Raw genomic sequence first — 16,205 nt, forward strand, 5'->3', positions numbered from 1 at the left:
TACCCATCGCGTCAGCTGCATCTCCGAGAACGACACACGCTTATTCCAAAAACGACAGTTTCAAGACGTTTTTGATATTAATTCTTTAGAATTCAAGCTGTTAGGCTTCCCGGTTCGCAGCTGCCCCGGAAGGCAGTTGGCTCATGTCTAATGGGAGTTCCAATGAATCTGCCGCTGATTCTCAACCTGCTGGTGTTCCTCGCCCTGCTCTTTGGCCTGGCACAAACCCGCCACACGCCGTGGAGCCTGGCAAAAAAAGTCCTGCTCGCGCTGGTGCTGGGTGTGGTGTTCGGTGTCGCGCTGCATACCGTTTATGGCGCCGGCAACCCGGTGCTGAAAGCCTCGATCGGCTGGTTCGATCTGGTGGGTAACGGTTACGTGCAATTGCTGCAGATGATCGTGATCCCGTTGGTGTTCGCCTCGATCCTCAGCGCCGTGGCTCGTCTGCACAACGCTTCATCGCTGGGCAAGATCAGCTTCATGACCATCGGCACGCTGCTGTTCACCACCGCCATCGCGGCACTGATCGGTATCGGCCTGACCAACCTGTTCGGCCTGACCGCCGAAGGTCTGGTGGCCGGCACCCAGGAAATGGCCCGCCTGCAAACCATTCAGACCGACTATGCGGGCAAGGTTGCCGACCTGAATGTGCCGCAGCTGTTGCTGTCGTTCATTCCGCAAAACCCGTTCGCCGACCTGGCGCGCGCCAAGCCGACCTCAATCATCAGCGTAGTGATTTTCGCTGCGTTCCTTGGAGTCGCAGCGCTGCAACTGCTCAAGGATGATGTCGAAAAAGGTCAGAAAGTGATCAACGCCATCGACACCCTGCAAGCCTGGGTGATGCGTCTGGTGCGCCTGGTGATGAAACTGACGCCCTACGGCGTGCTGGCACTGATGACCAAAGTGGTGGCCGGTTCCAACTTGCAGGACATCATCAAGCTCGGCAGTTTTGTCGTGGTTTCCTACATTGGCCTTGGTCTGATGTTTGTGGTTCACGGCGTGCTGGTGTCGGCTGCCGGGATCAATCCGCTGCGCTTCTTCCGCAAGATCTGGCCGGTGCTGACGTTTGCCTTCACCAGCCGTTCCAGCGCAGCGACGATCCCGTTGAGTATCGAAGCGCAGACCAGCCGCCTGGGCATTCCACAATCGATCGCCAGTTTCGCCGCTTCGTTCGGCGCGACCATCGGCCAGAACGGCTGCGCCGGTCTGTACCCGGCGATGTTGGCGGTGATGGTGGCGCCGACCGTAGGCATCAACCCGCTCGATCCGCTGTGGATCGCAACACTGGTGGCGATTGTGACGCTGAGTTCGGCCGGTGTGGCGGGCGTGGGTGGCGGTGCGACGTTCGCCGCGCTGATCGTGTTGCCGGCGATGGGCTTGCCGGTGTCACTGGTGGCGTTGCTGATTTCGGTCGAGCCGCTGATTGATATGGGGCGCACGGCGTTGAACGTCAGTGGTTCGATGACGGCCGGTGCGATAACCAGCCAGATGATGCAGCAGACCGATAAACGAGTGCTGGATGCGGATGAGCATTCGGAGTTGGCGCACGCTTAAATTTTTCAGCGCCTGATCTGGCCCCATCGCTGGCAAGCCAGCTCCCACAGGGATCTATGGTGTTCACGCAACAAGTGATTCACCTTGGACACTGTGGGAGCTGGCTTGCCAGCGATGCTTTCAAACCTTTTCCCAGACTTCGAAGTTGTACGCTGGCTTACCCTCTACTGCCGGGTTTTCAACGTTGGAAACCAGTGTCCATTCCTTCACATCAAACTCCGGAAACCACGCATCCCCTTCCGGGCTCAGCGCCACGCGCGTCAGGTACAACCGATCGGCCTGCGCCAACCCTTGGGCATACAACTGCGCACCGCCGATCAGCATCAACTCATCGATGCCCTGCTCCTTCGCCCATTCCTCGGCGCGAACCACCGCGGACTCCAGCGATGGATAAACCTCGGCGCCTTCGAGCACCAGGTCCGCCTGACGGCTGACCACGATGTTCAAGCGGCCCGGCAACGGGCGACCCAGAGAATCCCAGGTCTTTCGCCCCATGATGATCGGTTTGCCGAGGGTCGTGGCCTTGAAGTATTTGAAGTCCCCCGGCAAGTGCCAGGGCATGCTGTTGTCGACGCCGATCACACGGTTTTCACCGAGGGCTGCGATCAGGCTGAGGGGAAGTGATTTAGTCATGTCGGCGAGGATACCAGAGCCTCGCTTTCGCCGATAAGCGCCACAACGGTTATGCTCACAGCTCATTTGAGCGACGGGATGCCGCGTGACTGAACTGAATAACCTCTGGCTGACAGAAACCATCCGCCTGCGTGAAGAACACGCCGGCCCCCTGGAAGATCTGGAAGCCAACCGACTGGCCCGCAGCGCCGGGGGCGATTTGCCGTCGCGCATTCAACGCCGCGCCCTGTGGCTGGCGGACCGCGATGGCTTGAGTGCTGCGCTCAAGCACTGGCTGCAAGGTGCGCGACTGGCGTTGATCGTCCTGGCGCTGCTGGCCGTGGTCACCGGCGCAAGCCTGGCCTTCGCCGCGATGGGCGACGGCCTGCACCCGGTGAATGTGTTCTGGGCCTTGGGCAGCCTGCTCGGGCTCAATCTGATTCTGCTGCTGAGCTGGGCCTTGGGCCTGGCATTTGCCGGCGAACACGGCGCCAGCCTCGGGCGATTGTGGCTGTGGCTGAGCGAAAAACTCGCCCGGGATGCCAAAGCCGCGCAGCTGGCACCGGCCCTGCTGTTGTTGTTGCAACGCCGCAAGCTCAACCGCTGGGCCGTTGGTGTGCTGGTCAATGGCTTGTGGTTGCTGGCGATGCTCAGCGCGCTGGTGATCCTGCTGACGTTGATGGCGACCCGACGCTACGGTTTCGTCTGGGAAACCACCATCCTCAGCGCCGACACGTTTATTGCCGTGACCCAGGCTCTCGGCGCGCTGCCGGCCCTGCTCGGCTTCAGCGTGCCCACCGAGGAAATGATCCGCGCCAGTGGCGACGCCGCACTCAACATCGAAAGTGCCCGACAAGCCTGGGCCGCGTGGCTGGTAGGCGTATTGCTGGTGTACGGCGTGATACCGCGAATGTTGCTGGCGCTGTTTTGCCTGTGGCGCTGGAAAACCGGTCAAGCGATGTTGCGCCTGGATTTGAACCTGCCCGGCTACGCGCAGCTGCGCGAGCGACTGATGCCCACCAGCGAACGTCTGGGCATCAGCGATGCGGCGCCTGAGCAACTGCATCGGGTCGAGAGCGGCCTCAGTGAACAGCAAAGCGACGGTGCGCTGTTGGTCGCCATCGAACTGGACAACGAGCGCCCCTGGCCGCCGCAACTGCCGAACAACGTGAGCAACGCAGGGATTCTCGACAGCCGCGAATCCCGGCACAAACTGCTCGAACAACTCAGTCGCTTCCCTCCGGCGCGCCTGGCCATCGCCTGCGATCCACGGCGTTCGCCGGATCGCGGCAGCCTGGCGCTGATCGCCGAACTGGCTCGCAACGCCAGCGCCACCCGCGTCTGGTTGCTGCAAGCGCCGCACGGTGAAGCGCTGGATGCCGAACGCCTTGGCGACTGGCATGCGGCGCTGCAACAGCTAGAGCTGCCGTTCGCCGATTGCGCACCGTTGAACTGGCTGGAGACGGGTCATGACTGACGCACGCAAGCAGCCCCTGAAACTCGCAGTCGTCGGCCACACCAACGTCGGCAAAACCTCGCTGTTGCGCACCCTCACCCGCGATGTCGGTTTCGGTGAAGTGTCCCACCGTCCCAGCACCACACGGCATGTCGAAGGCGCGCGATTGTCGGTGGACGGCGAACCGCTGCTCGATCTCTACGACACACCCGGCCTGGAAGATGCCATCGCCCTGCTCGACTACCTTGAACGTCTCGAGCGACCTGGTGAACGGTTGGACGGTCCGGCCCGCCTGGCGCGCTTCCTCGATGGCAGCGAAGCCCGGCAGCGTTTTGAACAAGAGGCCAAGGTCTTGCGCCAGTTATTGGCCTCCGATGCCGGTCTCTATGTGATCGATGCTCGGGAACCGGTGCTGGCCAAGTATCGCGATGAGCTGGAAGTGCTGGCCGGTTGCGGCAAACCGTTGCTGCCGGTGTTGAATTTCGTCAGCAGCGCCAACCATCGCGAACCGGCGTGGCGTGAAGCGCTGGCGCGGTTGGGATTGCACGCACTGGTGCGCTTCGACAGCGTCGCACCGCCAGAGGATGGCGAGCGCCGACTCTATGAAAGCCTCGCCCTGCTGCTGGAAGCCGCGCGGCCGCAACTGGAACGCTTGATCGCCGACCAGCAAGCCCAACGCCGGGCGCGCGAGCAAAGTGCGACGCGGCTGATTGCCGAATTATTGATCGATTGCGCGGCATGCCGGCGCAGCGTGGTCAGTGATGCCGAACAGGAACAGCAAGCCATCGGCGAACTGCGTAAAGCGGTGCGCCAGCGCGAGCAACGCTGCGTCGAGTCCCTGCTCAAGCTTTATGCCTTCCGCCCGCAGGACGCCGCTGCCAGCGATTTGCCGCTGCTCGATGGCCGCTGGGGCGATGACCTGTTCAACCCCGAAACCCTCAAGCAATTGGGTGTGCGGGTCGGTGGCGGCATCGCCGCAGGTGCCGCCGCCGGAGCGGGCGTCGACCTGCTGGTCGGCGGCATCACCCTCGGCGCCGCCGCGCTGGCCGGCGCCATCGCCGGCGGCGCCCTGCAAACCGCGCGCAGCTATGGCAGCCGCTTGCTGGGCAAGCTCAAGGGCCAGCGTGAGCTGACGGTCGATGACAACGTATTGCGACTGTTGGCCCTGCGGCAACGACAACTGCTGCAAGCACTCAATGCCCGCGGACATGCGGCGATGGACAGCATCCAGGTGGCAACGCCTCAGGACAAGACCTGGCGCGAGGGCAAACTGCCCGAGGCCCTGAACAAGGCACGGGCGCATCCGCAATGGTCGTCACTCAATGCGCATGCGAAGTTGAATCAGGCGGAACGGCAGGAGCAGGTTGAGGTGTTGGCACAACAGCTTTAGCGGCCGGGACAATTATGGTGTCTGGAGTGACGCGTTTTTAACATTGATCACTGCCAACCCAGCTTCAGGTATTCCCGCACCAACGCATTGACCCGAGTCCGATCCGTACGATTGGCACGGCCGTCGTTGTCCACATCAGTGCACAGCACAATCTCGAAAGCTCCATCGTTGTCGAGGTCATGAACAGCAGCCTTGTAGACGATGTTGGGGCCTTCATGGAAATGCAGCCGCACCGATTCCGGCGTTGCATTGCCGGTCGGGCTCAGCGAAAACATGCGCAGATGCCGTTCCTCACCCTCACCGGTGTTGAACCATCTGCACTTGAAGTAATGAGAGCCAAAGTTTTTCAGCCGCAGAACTTCATTGTCCGAGGCTTCACGCAGCCATTGTTCATCTTCAAAAAACAGCAACCGCAGCGTATCTGCGTCCCCGTTTCCACTTCGATCCTGTGCAATCACTTTCAAATAACGCATACATGTTCTTCCTTGTGAAAGGCTCAGCTTGAGCGCTGCCAACAAGGTGAACCATGCATGTTTTTCTCAATCAGTCGTCAGATTGCTCAGCAAATCTCGCGGGACAAAACCGCGACCGCCTTGCGCTTCAACACGCCCAGGTCCATCACCGGCACATGCATCTGTTTCGCCATTTCATCCCAATGGCGCATGCGCAAGCTCACGGCGCACAACGGGTCCTGCTCGAATGCATCGGCTTCGGTTTCAGTCATCACCCCACCCTGATATCCCAGGGTCCGGCGACTGGCTTCGCTCAAACGCTCGTAGTACCCGGGCTCCCTCAATGTCAGATAACGCTTGGCCTGGACGTGATACTCCACCAGCCGTGCCATGCGCTCACTGAAGCCCGCCCGACGCAAATAGTCAGCGCCCAGCCGCTCATGGCTGACCACACCGAAGCCGTCCATGTTCTCGGTGCTTTCGCCGCAAATATGCCCGATGTCATGGAAGAACGCGGCGAGCACCACTTCATCATCGAAACCTTCGGCCATCGCCAGCTCGGCGGCCTGGGACATGTGCTCGATCTGCGACACCGGCTCGCCGATGTAATCGTCGGTGCCGAAGCGTTCGTACAGCCCGAATACCTCAGTAATCACCTGCTCGTTGCGGCCCATCGGAAATTCCCCCATCAGTGAAGTTTGTGGTGAAGGGTAGACCGCTATCGCTGCGATGCGGCGACCCGACAAGCCAGCTCCCACAGGGTTCACGGTGGGGCTTGCCAGCGATGGCAGCCTGACAACCGACCCATCTCTTTTGGATGTGCCCAATCCAATGGTAGGAGCGAGCCTGCTCGCGATGGCGGCTTCACTTCAACAGGTGTGTTGACTGTTCTACCGCTATCGCGAGCAAGCTCACTCCTACAGGGGATCTTCAGTGGTTGGAAATCCCGATCACACCGGGAACCACTGTGGGAGCTGGCTTGCCAGCGATGAGGCCCTGTCAGCCGATGAAGATCTTACTTGGCCGCCACTTTCTCCGACTTGCCGTCATAGCGCTTGCGCCATTCACTCAGGATCTGGTCGCGGTTCTTCGAAGCCCAGGCAAAGTCGTTCTTGATCAAGCGCTGTTCGTAGTCGGCTGGCAATTCAGTCTGCGGCTTGGCAATGCCCGGCTGCGCAAGCACCGCGAAGTTCTCCTTGTAGAGCTCCATTGCCTCAGGGCTTGCCGAGAAGTCAGCGAGTTTTTTCGCCGCTTCTTCGTGGGCAGTGCCTTTGATTACCGCCGTCGCTTCGATCTCCCAGCCCAGGCCTTCTTTCGGCAGGATGATGTCCAGCGGTGCGCCCTGGCGCTTCAACTGAACAGCCGGGTATTCGAAGGAAATACCAATCGGAAACTCACCCGCCGCCGCCAGTTTGCAAGGCTTGGAACCGGAGTGAACGTACTGGCCGATGTTCTGGTGCAGGCCGTCCATGTACGCCCAGCCCTGCTTCTCGCCGAAGGTTTGCAGCCAAGCGCTGACGTCGAGGAAACCGGTGCCGGACGACGCCGGGTTTGGCATGACGATCTTGCCTTTGTACTCAGGCTTGGTCAGGTCCTGCCAGCTCACAGGCTTGGTCAGGCCCTGCTTCTCAGCTTCGACGGTGTTGAAGCAAATGGTCGCCGCCCACACGTCCATGCCGACCCAGGCTGGCGGGTTGGCGGCGTCGCGGTAGTTGGCGCCGATCTTGCCCAGGTCTTTCGGCGCGTAGCTTTGCAGCATGCCTTGCTGATCGAGGATCGCCAGGCTTGAAGCGGCCAGGCCCCAGACGGCGTCGGCCTGCGGGCGGTCTTTTTCTGCCAGCAGCTTGGCGGTGATGATCCCGGTGGAGTCACGCACCCACTTGATCTCGACGTCCGGATTGGCTTTTTCGAAGGCTTGCTTATAAGTCTTCAGTTGTTCGGCTTCGAGGGCGGTGTACACCGTCAACTCGGTTTTCGCCGCAAAGGCGTTCAGGCTGAAAGCGGTGAGGACAGCAGCGGCCAGGGCCATAGGCTTGAACATGATCTTTTCCTGTTTTTGAGTTGAGGGGTTGTACGGTTTCAATGGCCGGGCGCGGTCTGCCGCCAGGCCTGTGAGCGGCGCAGCAAACCGCGCGAAGCCCAGGCCAGCAGCAGGGAAACGCCCGCCGAAGTGAACAGAATCAGGGTCGACATCGCCGCCGCGCCGCCGACGTTGCCGGCGTCGTCCATGTTCAGTACCGCCACTGCCGCGAGAATGGTGTCGGGGCTGTAGAGGAAGATCGCCGCCGAGACGGTGGTCATGGCCGAGACGAACAGGTAGCGCACGATGTCCAGCAGCGCCGGCAGACAAATCGGCACGGTCACGCGCCAGTAGTGGCGGTACAGCGGTGCCTTGAGCGACAGCGCGGCGGCTTCGAACTCGCCATCGAGTTGGCGCAGCGCGGTGGTGGCGGTCATTTGCGCAGTGGTCAAATAGTGAGCAATGGTGCAAACCACCAGCAAGGTCATGGTCCCGTAGAGCACATGCAGCGGGTTGCCGGTGAGGTTGAAGAAGAAGACGTAACCCAATCCGAGTACCAGACCCGGCACCGCCATCGGTACGAAACTGAGCATGCGCAGTGTCATATTCAAGCCGCGCTGGCCTTTGGTTTTTTCCATCAGATAGGCGCCGGTGAAGATCAGGACGCTACCGATCAGCGCGGTACACAAAGCCATCTTCACGCTGTTGCCGTACGCCAGCCAGCCGCCGCCCGCGGTGTCATTGAACTGGTAATGGTTGAGCGACAGCGACAGGTTGTAAGGCCAGAATTTCACCAGCGAAGAGAACACCGCCATGCCGAACACCAGCAGCAATGTGGCGCAGATCAGCAGCACGACGGCCAGATAGCAGCTGTCGCGCAGCGTCGACGGCAAAGGCTTGAATACTTGGGCGCGACCGCTCATTGAATCGCCATGACGCCGACGCAACCAGGCATCGACCGCGAAGCTGAACAGCGCCGGCAGCAACAGGACCATGCCGATCAGCGCACCGCGACCGAATTGCTGTTGGCCAACCACGGCTTTGTAGGCTTCCAGCGCCAGTACCTGATAGTCGCCACCGACCACCACGGGCACACCGAAGTCGGTGATGGTCAGGGTGAACACCAGGCAGAACGCGGCGAAAACCGCCTGACGGGTCGCCGGCCAGGTGATGCTGCGAAACGCCTTTGCGGGACCGGCGCCCATGCTGGAAGCCGCATCGAACAGTCGCGCATCCGCCAGGGACAAGGCCGACAGCAGGATCATCAATGCGTGTGGGAAGGTGTAGATCACCTCACCCAGAACGATGCCCCAGAAGCCATAGATGTTGTCCGAGAGCAGGCCGCGCAACATACCCTGATTGCCGAACAGGTAAACAAGGGCGATGCCGGGCAACATCGAAGGCGCCATCAATGGCAGCAAAGAGATGCCGCGCCAGAGGCCTTTACCGGGAATCAATGTGCGTTGCAGCGCGTAGGCAAAGAGGTAGGCCAGCGGTACGACGATGGAGGCGACGCTGAGGGAAACCTTCAGGCTGTTACCGAGCAACCAGTGGAAGTTGTCGCTGGTCACCAGTTCTTGCGCAGCGAGCCAGCCACCGCCCTGCCCGGCCTCCGCGCTGAAACCACGCCAGAAGATCGCCAGCAACGGCATCAACACCGCAACGCCGAGCAACCCCAACAAGAGGACCTTGCCGCCAACCACGAAGACGCGGTCGCCCAGCTCGGCACGGGAAATCTGCCGAACCTGCTTGTGGGGCAGCGGCAGCGCGATGTTCACGCTCATCAGGCAAACACCTGCAGGCTGCGCGGCGGCAAGGCAACCATGATCTGCTGCGCGCCAAGACGTGGCATGGCTTCCGGTGCCAGCTCAGCCAACAAAGCGTGGCCCGGCAGGTGATCGAGTTCGAAGCTCATGCGGCAGCGGTTGCCAAGGAAGGTGATTTCGCGAACCTTGGCCGGGAACAGGTTTTCCTCGTGTACCAGCGGGTTGACGTTGATCGCTTCCGGGCGGCAGAACAAACGCCCCGACGTAGTCTTGGCGCTGTCATCGGCCAGACGCAGGTTCATCGCGCCAACCCGAGCGTGGCTGTCACTGCTGCGCTGAAACGGCAGCCAGTTGCCCTGACCGACGAACTCCGCCACGAACGGCGTGGCCGGGCGGTTGTAGATTTCCTGCGGCGTGGCGTACTGCTCGACCTTGCCGTTGTTCATCACGGCGATACGGTCGGCCATCAGCATGGCCTCGTCCTGATTGTGGGTCACCATCAGGGTGGTGATGCCGAGGCTGCGTTGCAGTTGGCGCAGCTCAGTGCACAGGTGCTCACGGACCCGGGCGTCGAGGGCCGACATCGGTTCGTCGAGCAGCAACAGCGAAGGTGCCGGGGCCAGGGCGCGGGCCAGGGCGACGCGTTGCTGCTGGCCGCCGGACAATTGCCCCGGATATTTTTTCTCGCTGCCGCTCAGGCCGACCAGCTCCAGCATCTGCCCGACGCGCTGCCGCACTTGATCGCGGCCGCTGCCGGTCAGGCCGTAGGCAATGTTCGCTTCGACGGTGAGATTGGGGAACAGTGCGTAGGACTGGAACAGAATGCCGTAGTCCCGCGCTTGAGGTGCCAGGTGGGAAACGTCACGCTCGCCGAGATACAACTCGCCGCTGTCCTGCTTTTCCAGACCGGCAATGCAACGCAACAGGGTGGTTTTGCCGCAACCCGAAGGACCGAGCAGGCACACCAGCTCGCCTGCCGCCACGTCGAGAGACACGTTGTCCAGCGCGGTGAACGCACCAAAGCGTTTCTGTACGCCGCGCACCTTCATCGGTACGCCGGGGTTGGTCAGGGCAGTGGCGATCAAATTGTTCATGGACGGACCTCATCTGGCAGATGAAAGCCATCCTAGGTTTGTAATGAGTCCGTCATATGGCAGCCAGGCAAAAACTGCCGATAGTGGTATTCGGGAATTTGGGGTTATTGGACAAGGACTAACTTGTGCCGATCGTTCCCACGCTCTGCGTGGGAATGCCTCAACGGACGCTCCGCGTTCGGCTTTTGGGACGCGGAGCGTCCCGGGATACATTCCCACGCGGAGCGTGGGAACGATCATCACAGGCAATCGAGCTCTCAGGCCGGGGCCATTTCCTGCGCCAACCCCAGGAACGCCGCCGGCAGCCGTGCGTTTTTCCGCTCCTTGAGGCAGTACAGATACTCCGGCAACAACGGTGCATTTTCGATGGTCAGCACCCGCAGCTGCGGATCGTGCGGCACTTCCTGCCGGGCAATCAGGCTGATGCCGATGTTGCGCAGCACCGCTTCGCGAATCGACTCGCGACTGCCAATCTCCAGCAACGGCCCGACACTCACCCCGGCGCCAGCCAGCAATTCTTCGGTCATACGGCGGGTGGTCGAACCCGTTTCGCGCATCAACAATGTATGCCCCGCCAGTGCACTGAGCGGTACGTGATCATGTGCCGCCAGCGGGTGATTTCGATGCACCGCCAGCACCAGCGGATCGCTGCCGAGCACCCGGCGAATCAGCCGTGCATCGTCGAGCAATTGCGAGGACGCCGCGACATCGACGCGGTAGTCCTCCAGCGCTTCGAGCACCTGCTGGGAATTGCCGATTTCCACCGACACCTCCACCTGCGGCAGACGCTCGCGGAAAGTCTTCACCAGATCGAGGATGTAATACGGCGCCGTCGCGGCAATGCGCAGCGTGCCCTGCACCTGACCGCAATTGCGCAGGAAGAACTCGATGTCGGCTTCCTGCTGCATCAGCGCCTTGACCATCGGCAACAACCGCGCGCCCTCCTCGCTGACGCTCAGGCGCCGGCCGCCACGGTAGAACAACTCGACCGAATACTGACTTTCGAGATTGCGAATCTGCGTCGTCACCGTGGGCTGACTCAAACCGAGCTTTTTCGCGGCCTGGGTGATACTGCCCAGTCGGGCCACCATGTAAAACGCCTTCAGCTCGGCACTCAGCACAACCCGTCCTCATCCTTTATTTGCGCAGCAGGCGCAACCCGTTGAACACCACCAGCAAACTGACGCCCATGTCGGCGAAAACCGCCATCCACATGGTAGCGAGCCCGGCGAAGGTTACCCCAAGAAAGATCGCCTTGATCACCAATGCCAGGGCAATATTCTGCTTGAGAATGCTCGACGTCTGGCGCGACAGCTGAATGAATGCCGGGATTTTGCGCAGATCGTCGTCCATCAGGGCGACATCAGCGGTCTCGATAGCGGTATCGGTGCCTGCGGCGGCCATGGCGAAACCGATTTCGGAACGGGCCAGGGCCGGCGCATCGTTGATGCCATCACCCACCATCCCGACGTGATGCCCCTTCGCATACAGCGCTTCAATCGCCTGTAACTTGTCGGTGGGCAACAGATCGCCCCTGGCCTCGTCGATACCGACTTGCGCTGCGATCGCCTGCGCGGTGTGCACGTTATCGCCGGTGAGCATCAAGGTCTTGATGCCCAACTCATGCAACTGGCGGATCGCTTCGCGGCTGGATTCCTTCACCGTGTCAGCCACGGCGAACAGCGCCAATGGGCCGGACTGATCGAGCAGCAGCACCACCGACTTGCCTTGTTTCTCGAGGGCGGACAGTTTCTCTTCCAGCGCAGGAGAACACAGGCCTAGGTCTTCAACCAGACGATGATTGCCCAAATGGTACAGCTGGCCATTGATTTCGCCGCGCACCCCGCGGCCGCCCAGTGCTTCGAAGTTATCCACAACGAGTGGGGCCAATTGTTTATCCACAGCCGCGTTGGCGATCGCCAGCGATACCGGGTGATCCGAACGGCCGGCCAGCGCCGCGGCAATCGCCGGGGCCGATGCATCGGCGGTGGGGTCCAGCGACAGGTAATCGGTTTGTACCGGTTTGCCATGGGTGATGGTGCCGGTCTTGTCCAAAGCAAGGTAGTCGAGCTTGTAGCCGCCCTCCAGGTAAACCCCGCCTTTCACCAGAATACCTTTGCGGGCCGCGGCAGCGAGACCGCTGACGATGGTCACCGGTGTGGAGATCACCAGGGCACAAGGGCAAGCGACGACCAACAACACCAGGGCGCGGTAGATCCAGTCGAACCACAGCGCATTCATGAACAGTGGAGGAATGACTGCGACCGCCAACGCCAGGATGAACACCGCCGGCGTATAGATTTTCGAGAACGTATCGACGAAGCGCTGGGTCGGCGCCCGTGCGCCCTGGGCCTGCTCGACAGCGTGGATGATTCGCGCCAGGGTCGAGTTGTTTGCTGCCGCCGTCACGGCGTATTCCAGGGAACCGGCCTGGTTGATGGTGCCGGCGAACACTTTGTCGCCAATGGTTTTTTCCACGGGCAGGCTTTCACCGGTAATCGGCGCCTGATCAATGCTCGAGTTACCCGCGAGCACTTCGCCATCCAGCGCGATGCGCTCACCGGGACGCACCCGTACCCGGGCACCGAGATCGATAGCCTTCACATCCTGCGTGACCCAAGTGCCGTCAGCCTGCAACACCGTCGCTTGTTCCGGCGTCATCTGCATCAAGCCACTGATGGCATTGCGCGCGCGGTCGAGGGATTTGGCTTCGATCAACTCCGCCACGGTGAACAGGAACATCACCATGGCCGCTTCCGGCCATTGCCCGATAAGGATTGCACCCGTCACCGCGATGCTCATCAACGCGTTGATGTTCAGGTTGAAGTTCTTCAGGGCGATCCAGCCCTTTTTATAGGTGCCCAGGCCGCCGCTGAGGATCGAGATCAGGGCAATGACCGCCACCACCCAGTTCGGAGCGGCGGCGGTGAAGTGGATGACTTCCGCCACCAATGCGCCAACGCCGGACAATCCCAGCGGCCACCAGGACTTTTTCTCGGGTGCCGGGGCCTGCGCTTCGGCGCCTTGCTCCAGGGGCTCGGCGTGCATGCCGAGGGCTTTGATGGCGTCGACAATCGGCGCAGTGCTGGCCAGATTATGGGTGACGCCCAGCACCCGGTTGATCAAATTGAACTCCAGCTGCTGCACGCCGGTCAGTTTTCCCAGCTTATTTTGAATCAGCGATTGCTCGGTCGGGCAATCCATGGCCTCAATACGGAAACTACTCAGCCGCGCATCGGCACTTGGCGCTTCGGTCAACTGAATCAGCGTGGGCTCGCTTGCTTTCGGTGCGCAACAGGATTCACCATGGCCGCCATGTAAATGTTTGGCCACGGGTTTGAGCTTGCTGCTGCAGCAAGTGTCTTCGGGTTTGTGGCTGTGCAGGGAATCGCTCATGGGTCGTGTCCATAAAAGTACCTGTTGCCAAGTAAAGACCCTGTAGCCACTATAGGGTCAAGCACCCTTTTTGGAGATCCTCGTCATGAAGATCGGAGAGTTGGCGAAACTCACGGATTGCGCCGTGGAAACGATCCGCTATTACGAGCGCGAAAACCTGCTGCCGGAACCGGCCCGCAGCGACGGCAACTACCGCGTCTACACTCAGGCCCACGCCGAACGCCTGACCTTCATCCGCAATTGCCGCACCCTCGACATGACCCTCGAAGAGATCCGCAGCCTGCTGGCCTTTCGTGACAGTCCGCAGGACCAGTGCGAAAGCGTCAACGCGCTGATCGACGAGCATATCCACCACGTGAAGGCACGGATCGACGGTTTGCTGGCGTTGCAGGCGCAACTGCTCGACCTGCGTCAACGTTGTGGCGAAGGGCCGGAGGTCGATCAATGCGGGATCTTGCAGCGATTGGAAGTCAGTGGCGGGGTCGTGGCGACGGAAGTGGAACACTCCCACGTGGGCCGCAGTCACGGCCATTGAGGACGCCTTCGCGCTGATCGTTCCCACGCTCTGCGTGGGAACAATCAACGACGATCAAGCCGTGCCTGAATCAGACCGCCATCGGCGCGGTCATTGGCGCGTGGTGCTCGTAGCCTTCCAGCGAAAAATCGCTCGGTTCCACCAGCTCCAGCCACTCCGGCTGATACACACCGGTCTTGGCAAATTCCGGCACACGATCACTGATCACCAGTTTCGGCATCGGGAACGGCTCGCGCTTGAGCTGTTCGTTGAGCATGTCCAGGTGATTTTCGTAGACGTGGGCATCACCGATGAAATAGGTGAACCAACGCGGCGTATAGCCGGTCAGGCGGCCGATCAGGCTCAGCAGCGCGGCACCTTCGGTGAGGTTGAACGGTGTGCCCAGGCCCAGGTCGTTGGAGCGGATGTAGAGGGTCAGAGAAATCTCTTTGGTCTCGACATTCGGGTGGAACTGGTAAAGCAGGTGGCACGGCGGCAACGCCATTTCATCCAGCTGGGCGCAATTCCAGCCGTGGAACAGAATCCGGCGGCTGCCCGGGTCCTTGATGATGGTGTCGATGCACTGACGAACCTGATCGATGGCTTTGTACAGCACCACGTAGGCCTGGCCATTCTCTTCACCTTCGGCGATCTGGCGGTAACCCTGGCTCAGGGTCTGCTCGATCGCGGCAGGATTGCTGAGCGGGATCTGCTTGTACGCCGGCCATTTACGCCATTGCACGCCATAAATTTCACCAAGATCGTCTTCACCCTGGCGGAACGGGTTGGCCAGCCACTGGGCGTTTTCGTTGGCATTCTGATCCCAGACCTTGCAGCCCAGGGCACGGAATTCAGCGGCGTTGTTCACCCCCCGCAGAAAACCGCACATCTCGCCAATGGCGGATTTGAATGCCATCTTGCGCGTGGTGATCGCCGGGAAGCCTTCCTGCAAGTCATAACGCAGCATGGCACCCGGAAAACTGATGGTGTTCACGCCGGTACGGTTGGCCTGTTTGGTGCCGTTCTTGATGACGTGGGCGACCAGTTCGAGATATTGCTTCATGAATTACCTGTGTCCTTGAAGCCGGGGCCGAAGCCCCGGCATTCGAATTTATACCGCTGCTGCTGGTGTCGCCGGGGCGCGGTGATACGCCAGCCAGATCAGGAACAGCCCGCCGAGGATCATCGGCACGCACAGCACCTGCCCCATGGTCAGCCAGTTCCAGGCCAGATAGCCCAGTTGCGCGTCCGGCACGCGGACGAATTCGACGATGAAACGGAAGATCCCGTAGAACAGCGCGAACATGCCCGATACCGCCATGGTCGGCCGCGGCTTGCGCGAGAACAGCCACAGGATCAGGAACAGTGCCACGCCTTCGAGTGCGAACTGGTACAGCTGCGACGGGTGGCGCGCCAGTTGCGCCGGGTCGGTCGGGAAGACCATGGCCCACGGAACGTCGGTCGCCTTGCCCCACAACTCGGCGTTGATGAAGTTGCCGATGCGCCCGGCACCCAGGCCAATCGGCACCATCGGCGCAACGAAGTCCATCAACTGGAAGAACGATTTGTTGTTCTTTTTACCGAACCACAACGCCGCCAGCATCACGCCGATGAAACCACCGTGGAACGACATGCCGCCCTTCCACACTTCGAAGATCAGCGTCGGGTTGGCCAGATAGGCGCCCAGATCGTAGAACAGCACATAACCCAGGCGCCCGCCGACAATCACCCCCATCGACATCCAGAACACCATGTCGGAGAGTTTTTCCTTGGTCCAGGTCGGGTCGAAGCGGTTCAACCGGCGCGACGCCAGCCACCAGGCGCCACCGATGCCGATCAGGTACATCAGACCGTACCAATGAATTTTCAGCGGACCGATGGCCAGGGCCACCGGGTCGATCTGCGGGTAAGGCAGCATTGCGACTCCTCATGAGTTCAAATCAATTCCCGG

14 protein-coding genes are annotated in these 16,205 nt (G+C 61.0%); 4 read left to right on the plus strand and 10 right to left on the minus strand.

Translation table 11 applies throughout. The features are described 5' to 3' along the window. The first annotated feature begins 162 nt into the window (after positions 1 to 162). A complete protein-coding gene (locus ASD60_RS10910; RefSeq protein WP_056854011.1) occupies positions 163 to 1,554 on the plus strand; it encodes an L-cystine transporter in 1,392 nt (463 codons plus the stop codon). A 120-nt stretch (positions 1,555 to 1,674) separates the two neighbouring features. Here the strand turns inward: ASD60_RS10910 and ASD60_RS10915 are convergent, their stop codons facing one another. After that, complete coding sequence (locus ASD60_RS10915; RefSeq protein ID WP_056854012.1) at positions 1,675 to 2,187, minus strand: dihydrofolate reductase; 513 nt, start codon at positions 2,185 to 2,187, stop codon at positions 1,675 to 1,677. A gap of 85 nt (positions 2,188 to 2,272) precedes the next feature. Between ASD60_RS10915 and ASD60_RS10920 the strand changes: the two genes are divergently transcribed. After that, positions 2,273 to 3,643 carry a DUF2868 domain-containing protein gene (locus ASD60_RS10920; protein WP_056854013.1) on the plus strand — a complete coding sequence of 457 codons (1,371 nt, stop codon included), beginning with the start codon at positions 2,273 to 2,275 and terminating at the stop codon, positions 3,641 to 3,643. After that, a complete protein-coding gene (locus ASD60_RS10925) occupies positions 3,636 to 5,012 on the plus strand; it encodes a GTPase/DUF3482 domain-containing protein (protein ID WP_056854014.1) in 1,377 nt (458 codons plus the stop codon). The genes ASD60_RS10920 and ASD60_RS10925 overlap by 8 nt, the downstream gene beginning before the upstream one ends. 47 nt (positions 5,013 to 5,059) lie before the next feature. On the opposite strand, the gene ASD60_RS10930 is transcribed toward ASD60_RS10925, so the two are convergent. The 7 genes from ASD60_RS10930 to ASD60_RS10960 form a co-directional block, all read right to left on the minus strand. Further along, the gene (locus ASD60_RS10930; RefSeq protein WP_236708443.1) at positions 5,060 to 5,527 is read right to left on the minus strand and encodes a hypothetical protein; all 468 of its coding nucleotides are present in this window, start codon (positions 5,525 to 5,527) and stop codon (positions 5,060 to 5,062) included. Between the two features lie 44 nt (positions 5,528 to 5,571). After that, the gene (locus ASD60_RS10935) at positions 5,572 to 6,138 is read right to left on the minus strand and encodes a phosphonate degradation HD-domain oxygenase (protein WP_056854016.1); all 567 of its coding nucleotides are present in this window, start codon (positions 6,136 to 6,138) and stop codon (positions 5,572 to 5,574) included. Between the two features lie 341 nt (positions 6,139 to 6,479). Beyond that, positions 6,480 to 7,505, minus strand: coding sequence for a putative 2-aminoethylphosphonate ABC transporter substrate-binding protein (locus ASD60_RS10940; protein ID WP_056854017.1), 1,026 nt, complete (start codon positions 7,503 to 7,505; stop codon positions 6,480 to 6,482). A gap of 38 nt (positions 7,506 to 7,543) precedes the next feature. Then, positions 7,544 to 9,268 carry a putative 2-aminoethylphosphonate ABC transporter permease subunit gene (locus ASD60_RS10945; protein WP_056854018.1) on the minus strand — a complete coding sequence of 575 codons (1,725 nt, stop codon included), beginning with the start codon at positions 9,266 to 9,268 and terminating at the stop codon, positions 7,544 to 7,546. Beyond that, entirely contained in the window at positions 9,268 to 10,344 is a 1,077-nt protein-coding gene (locus ASD60_RS10950) for a putative 2-aminoethylphosphonate ABC transporter ATP-binding protein (protein ID WP_056854019.1), read from the minus strand. The genes ASD60_RS10945 and ASD60_RS10950 overlap by 1 nt, the downstream gene beginning before the upstream one ends. 257 nt (positions 10,345 to 10,601) lie before the next feature. Then, positions 10,602 to 11,465, minus strand: a complete 864-nt coding sequence (locus ASD60_RS10955) for a LysR family transcriptional regulator (RefSeq protein WP_056854020.1) — start codon at positions 11,463 to 11,465, stop codon at positions 10,602 to 10,604. A gap of 16 nt (positions 11,466 to 11,481) precedes the next feature. Next, complete coding sequence (locus ASD60_RS10960; RefSeq protein ID WP_056854021.1) at positions 11,482 to 13,740, minus strand: heavy metal translocating P-type ATPase; 2,259 nt, start codon at positions 13,738 to 13,740, stop codon at positions 11,482 to 11,484. An 85-nt stretch (positions 13,741 to 13,825) separates the two neighbouring features. On the opposite strand from ASD60_RS10960, the gene cadR reads away from it, so the two are divergent. Continuing rightward, positions 13,826 to 14,275, plus strand: coding sequence for a Cd(II)/Pb(II)-responsive transcriptional regulator (gene cadR / locus ASD60_RS10965; RefSeq protein WP_056854022.1), 450 nt, complete (start codon positions 13,826 to 13,828; stop codon positions 14,273 to 14,275). A 70-nt stretch (positions 14,276 to 14,345) separates the two neighbouring features. Here the strand turns inward: cadR and ASD60_RS10970 are convergent, their stop codons facing one another. Further along, complete coding sequence (locus ASD60_RS10970) at positions 14,346 to 15,317, minus strand: thymidylate synthase (protein ID WP_056854023.1); 972 nt, start codon at positions 15,315 to 15,317, stop codon at positions 14,346 to 14,348. 48 nt (positions 15,318 to 15,365) lie between these two features. After that, on the minus strand, positions 15,366 to 16,172 hold the full coding sequence (gene lgt, locus ASD60_RS10975) for a prolipoprotein diacylglyceryl transferase (RefSeq protein WP_056854024.1): 807 nt from the start codon (positions 16,170 to 16,172) through the stop codon (positions 15,366 to 15,368). Between the last annotated feature and the right edge of the window lie 33 nt (positions 16,173 to 16,205).

Origin of the sequence: Pseudomonas sp. Root562 (genome assembly GCF_001427125.1) — a bacterium.
GTDB lineage: Bacteria > Pseudomonadota > Gammaproteobacteria > Pseudomonadales > Pseudomonadaceae > Aquipseudomonas.

Excerpts from the sequence above, each read along its gene's own strand:
- ASD60_RS10945 (WP_056854018.1), bottom strand. The coding sequence starts at position 9,268 with ATGAGCGTGAACATCGCGCTGCCGCTGCCCCACAAGCAGGTTCGGCAG.
- ASD60_RS10910 (WP_056854011.1), top strand. The coding sequence starts at position 163 with ATGAATCTGCCGCTGATTCTCAACCTGCTGGTGTTCCTCGCCCTGCTC.
- ASD60_RS10915 (WP_056854012.1), bottom strand. The coding sequence starts at position 2,187 with ATGACTAAATCACTTCCCCTCAGCCTGATCGCAGCCCTCGGTGAAAAC.
- ASD60_RS10970 (WP_056854023.1), bottom strand. The coding sequence starts at position 15,317 with ATGAAGCAATATCTCGAACTGGTCGCCCACGTCATCAAGAACGGCACC.
- ASD60_RS10950 (WP_056854019.1), bottom strand. The coding sequence starts at position 10,344 with ATGAACAATTTGATCGCCACTGCCCTGACCAACCCCGGCGTACCGATG.
- ASD60_RS10925 (WP_056854014.1), top strand. The coding sequence starts at position 3,636 with ATGACTGACGCACGCAAGCAGCCCCTGAAACTCGCAGTCGTCGGCCAC.
- ASD60_RS10935 (WP_056854016.1), bottom strand. The coding sequence starts at position 6,138 with ATGGGCCGCAACGAGCAGGTGATTACTGAGGTATTCGGGCTGTACGAA.
- ASD60_RS10940 (WP_056854017.1), bottom strand. The coding sequence starts at position 7,505 with ATGTTCAAGCCTATGGCCCTGGCCGCTGCTGTCCTCACCGCTTTCAGC.
- ASD60_RS10960 (WP_056854021.1), bottom strand. The coding sequence starts at position 13,740 with ATGAGCGATTCCCTGCACAGCCACAAACCCGAAGACACTTGCTGCAGC.
- cadR (WP_056854022.1), top strand. The coding sequence starts at position 13,826 with ATGAAGATCGGAGAGTTGGCGAAACTCACGGATTGCGCCGTGGAAACG.
- lgt (WP_056854024.1), bottom strand. The coding sequence starts at position 16,172 with ATGCTGCCTTACCCGCAGATCGACCCGGTGGCCCTGGCCATCGGTCCG.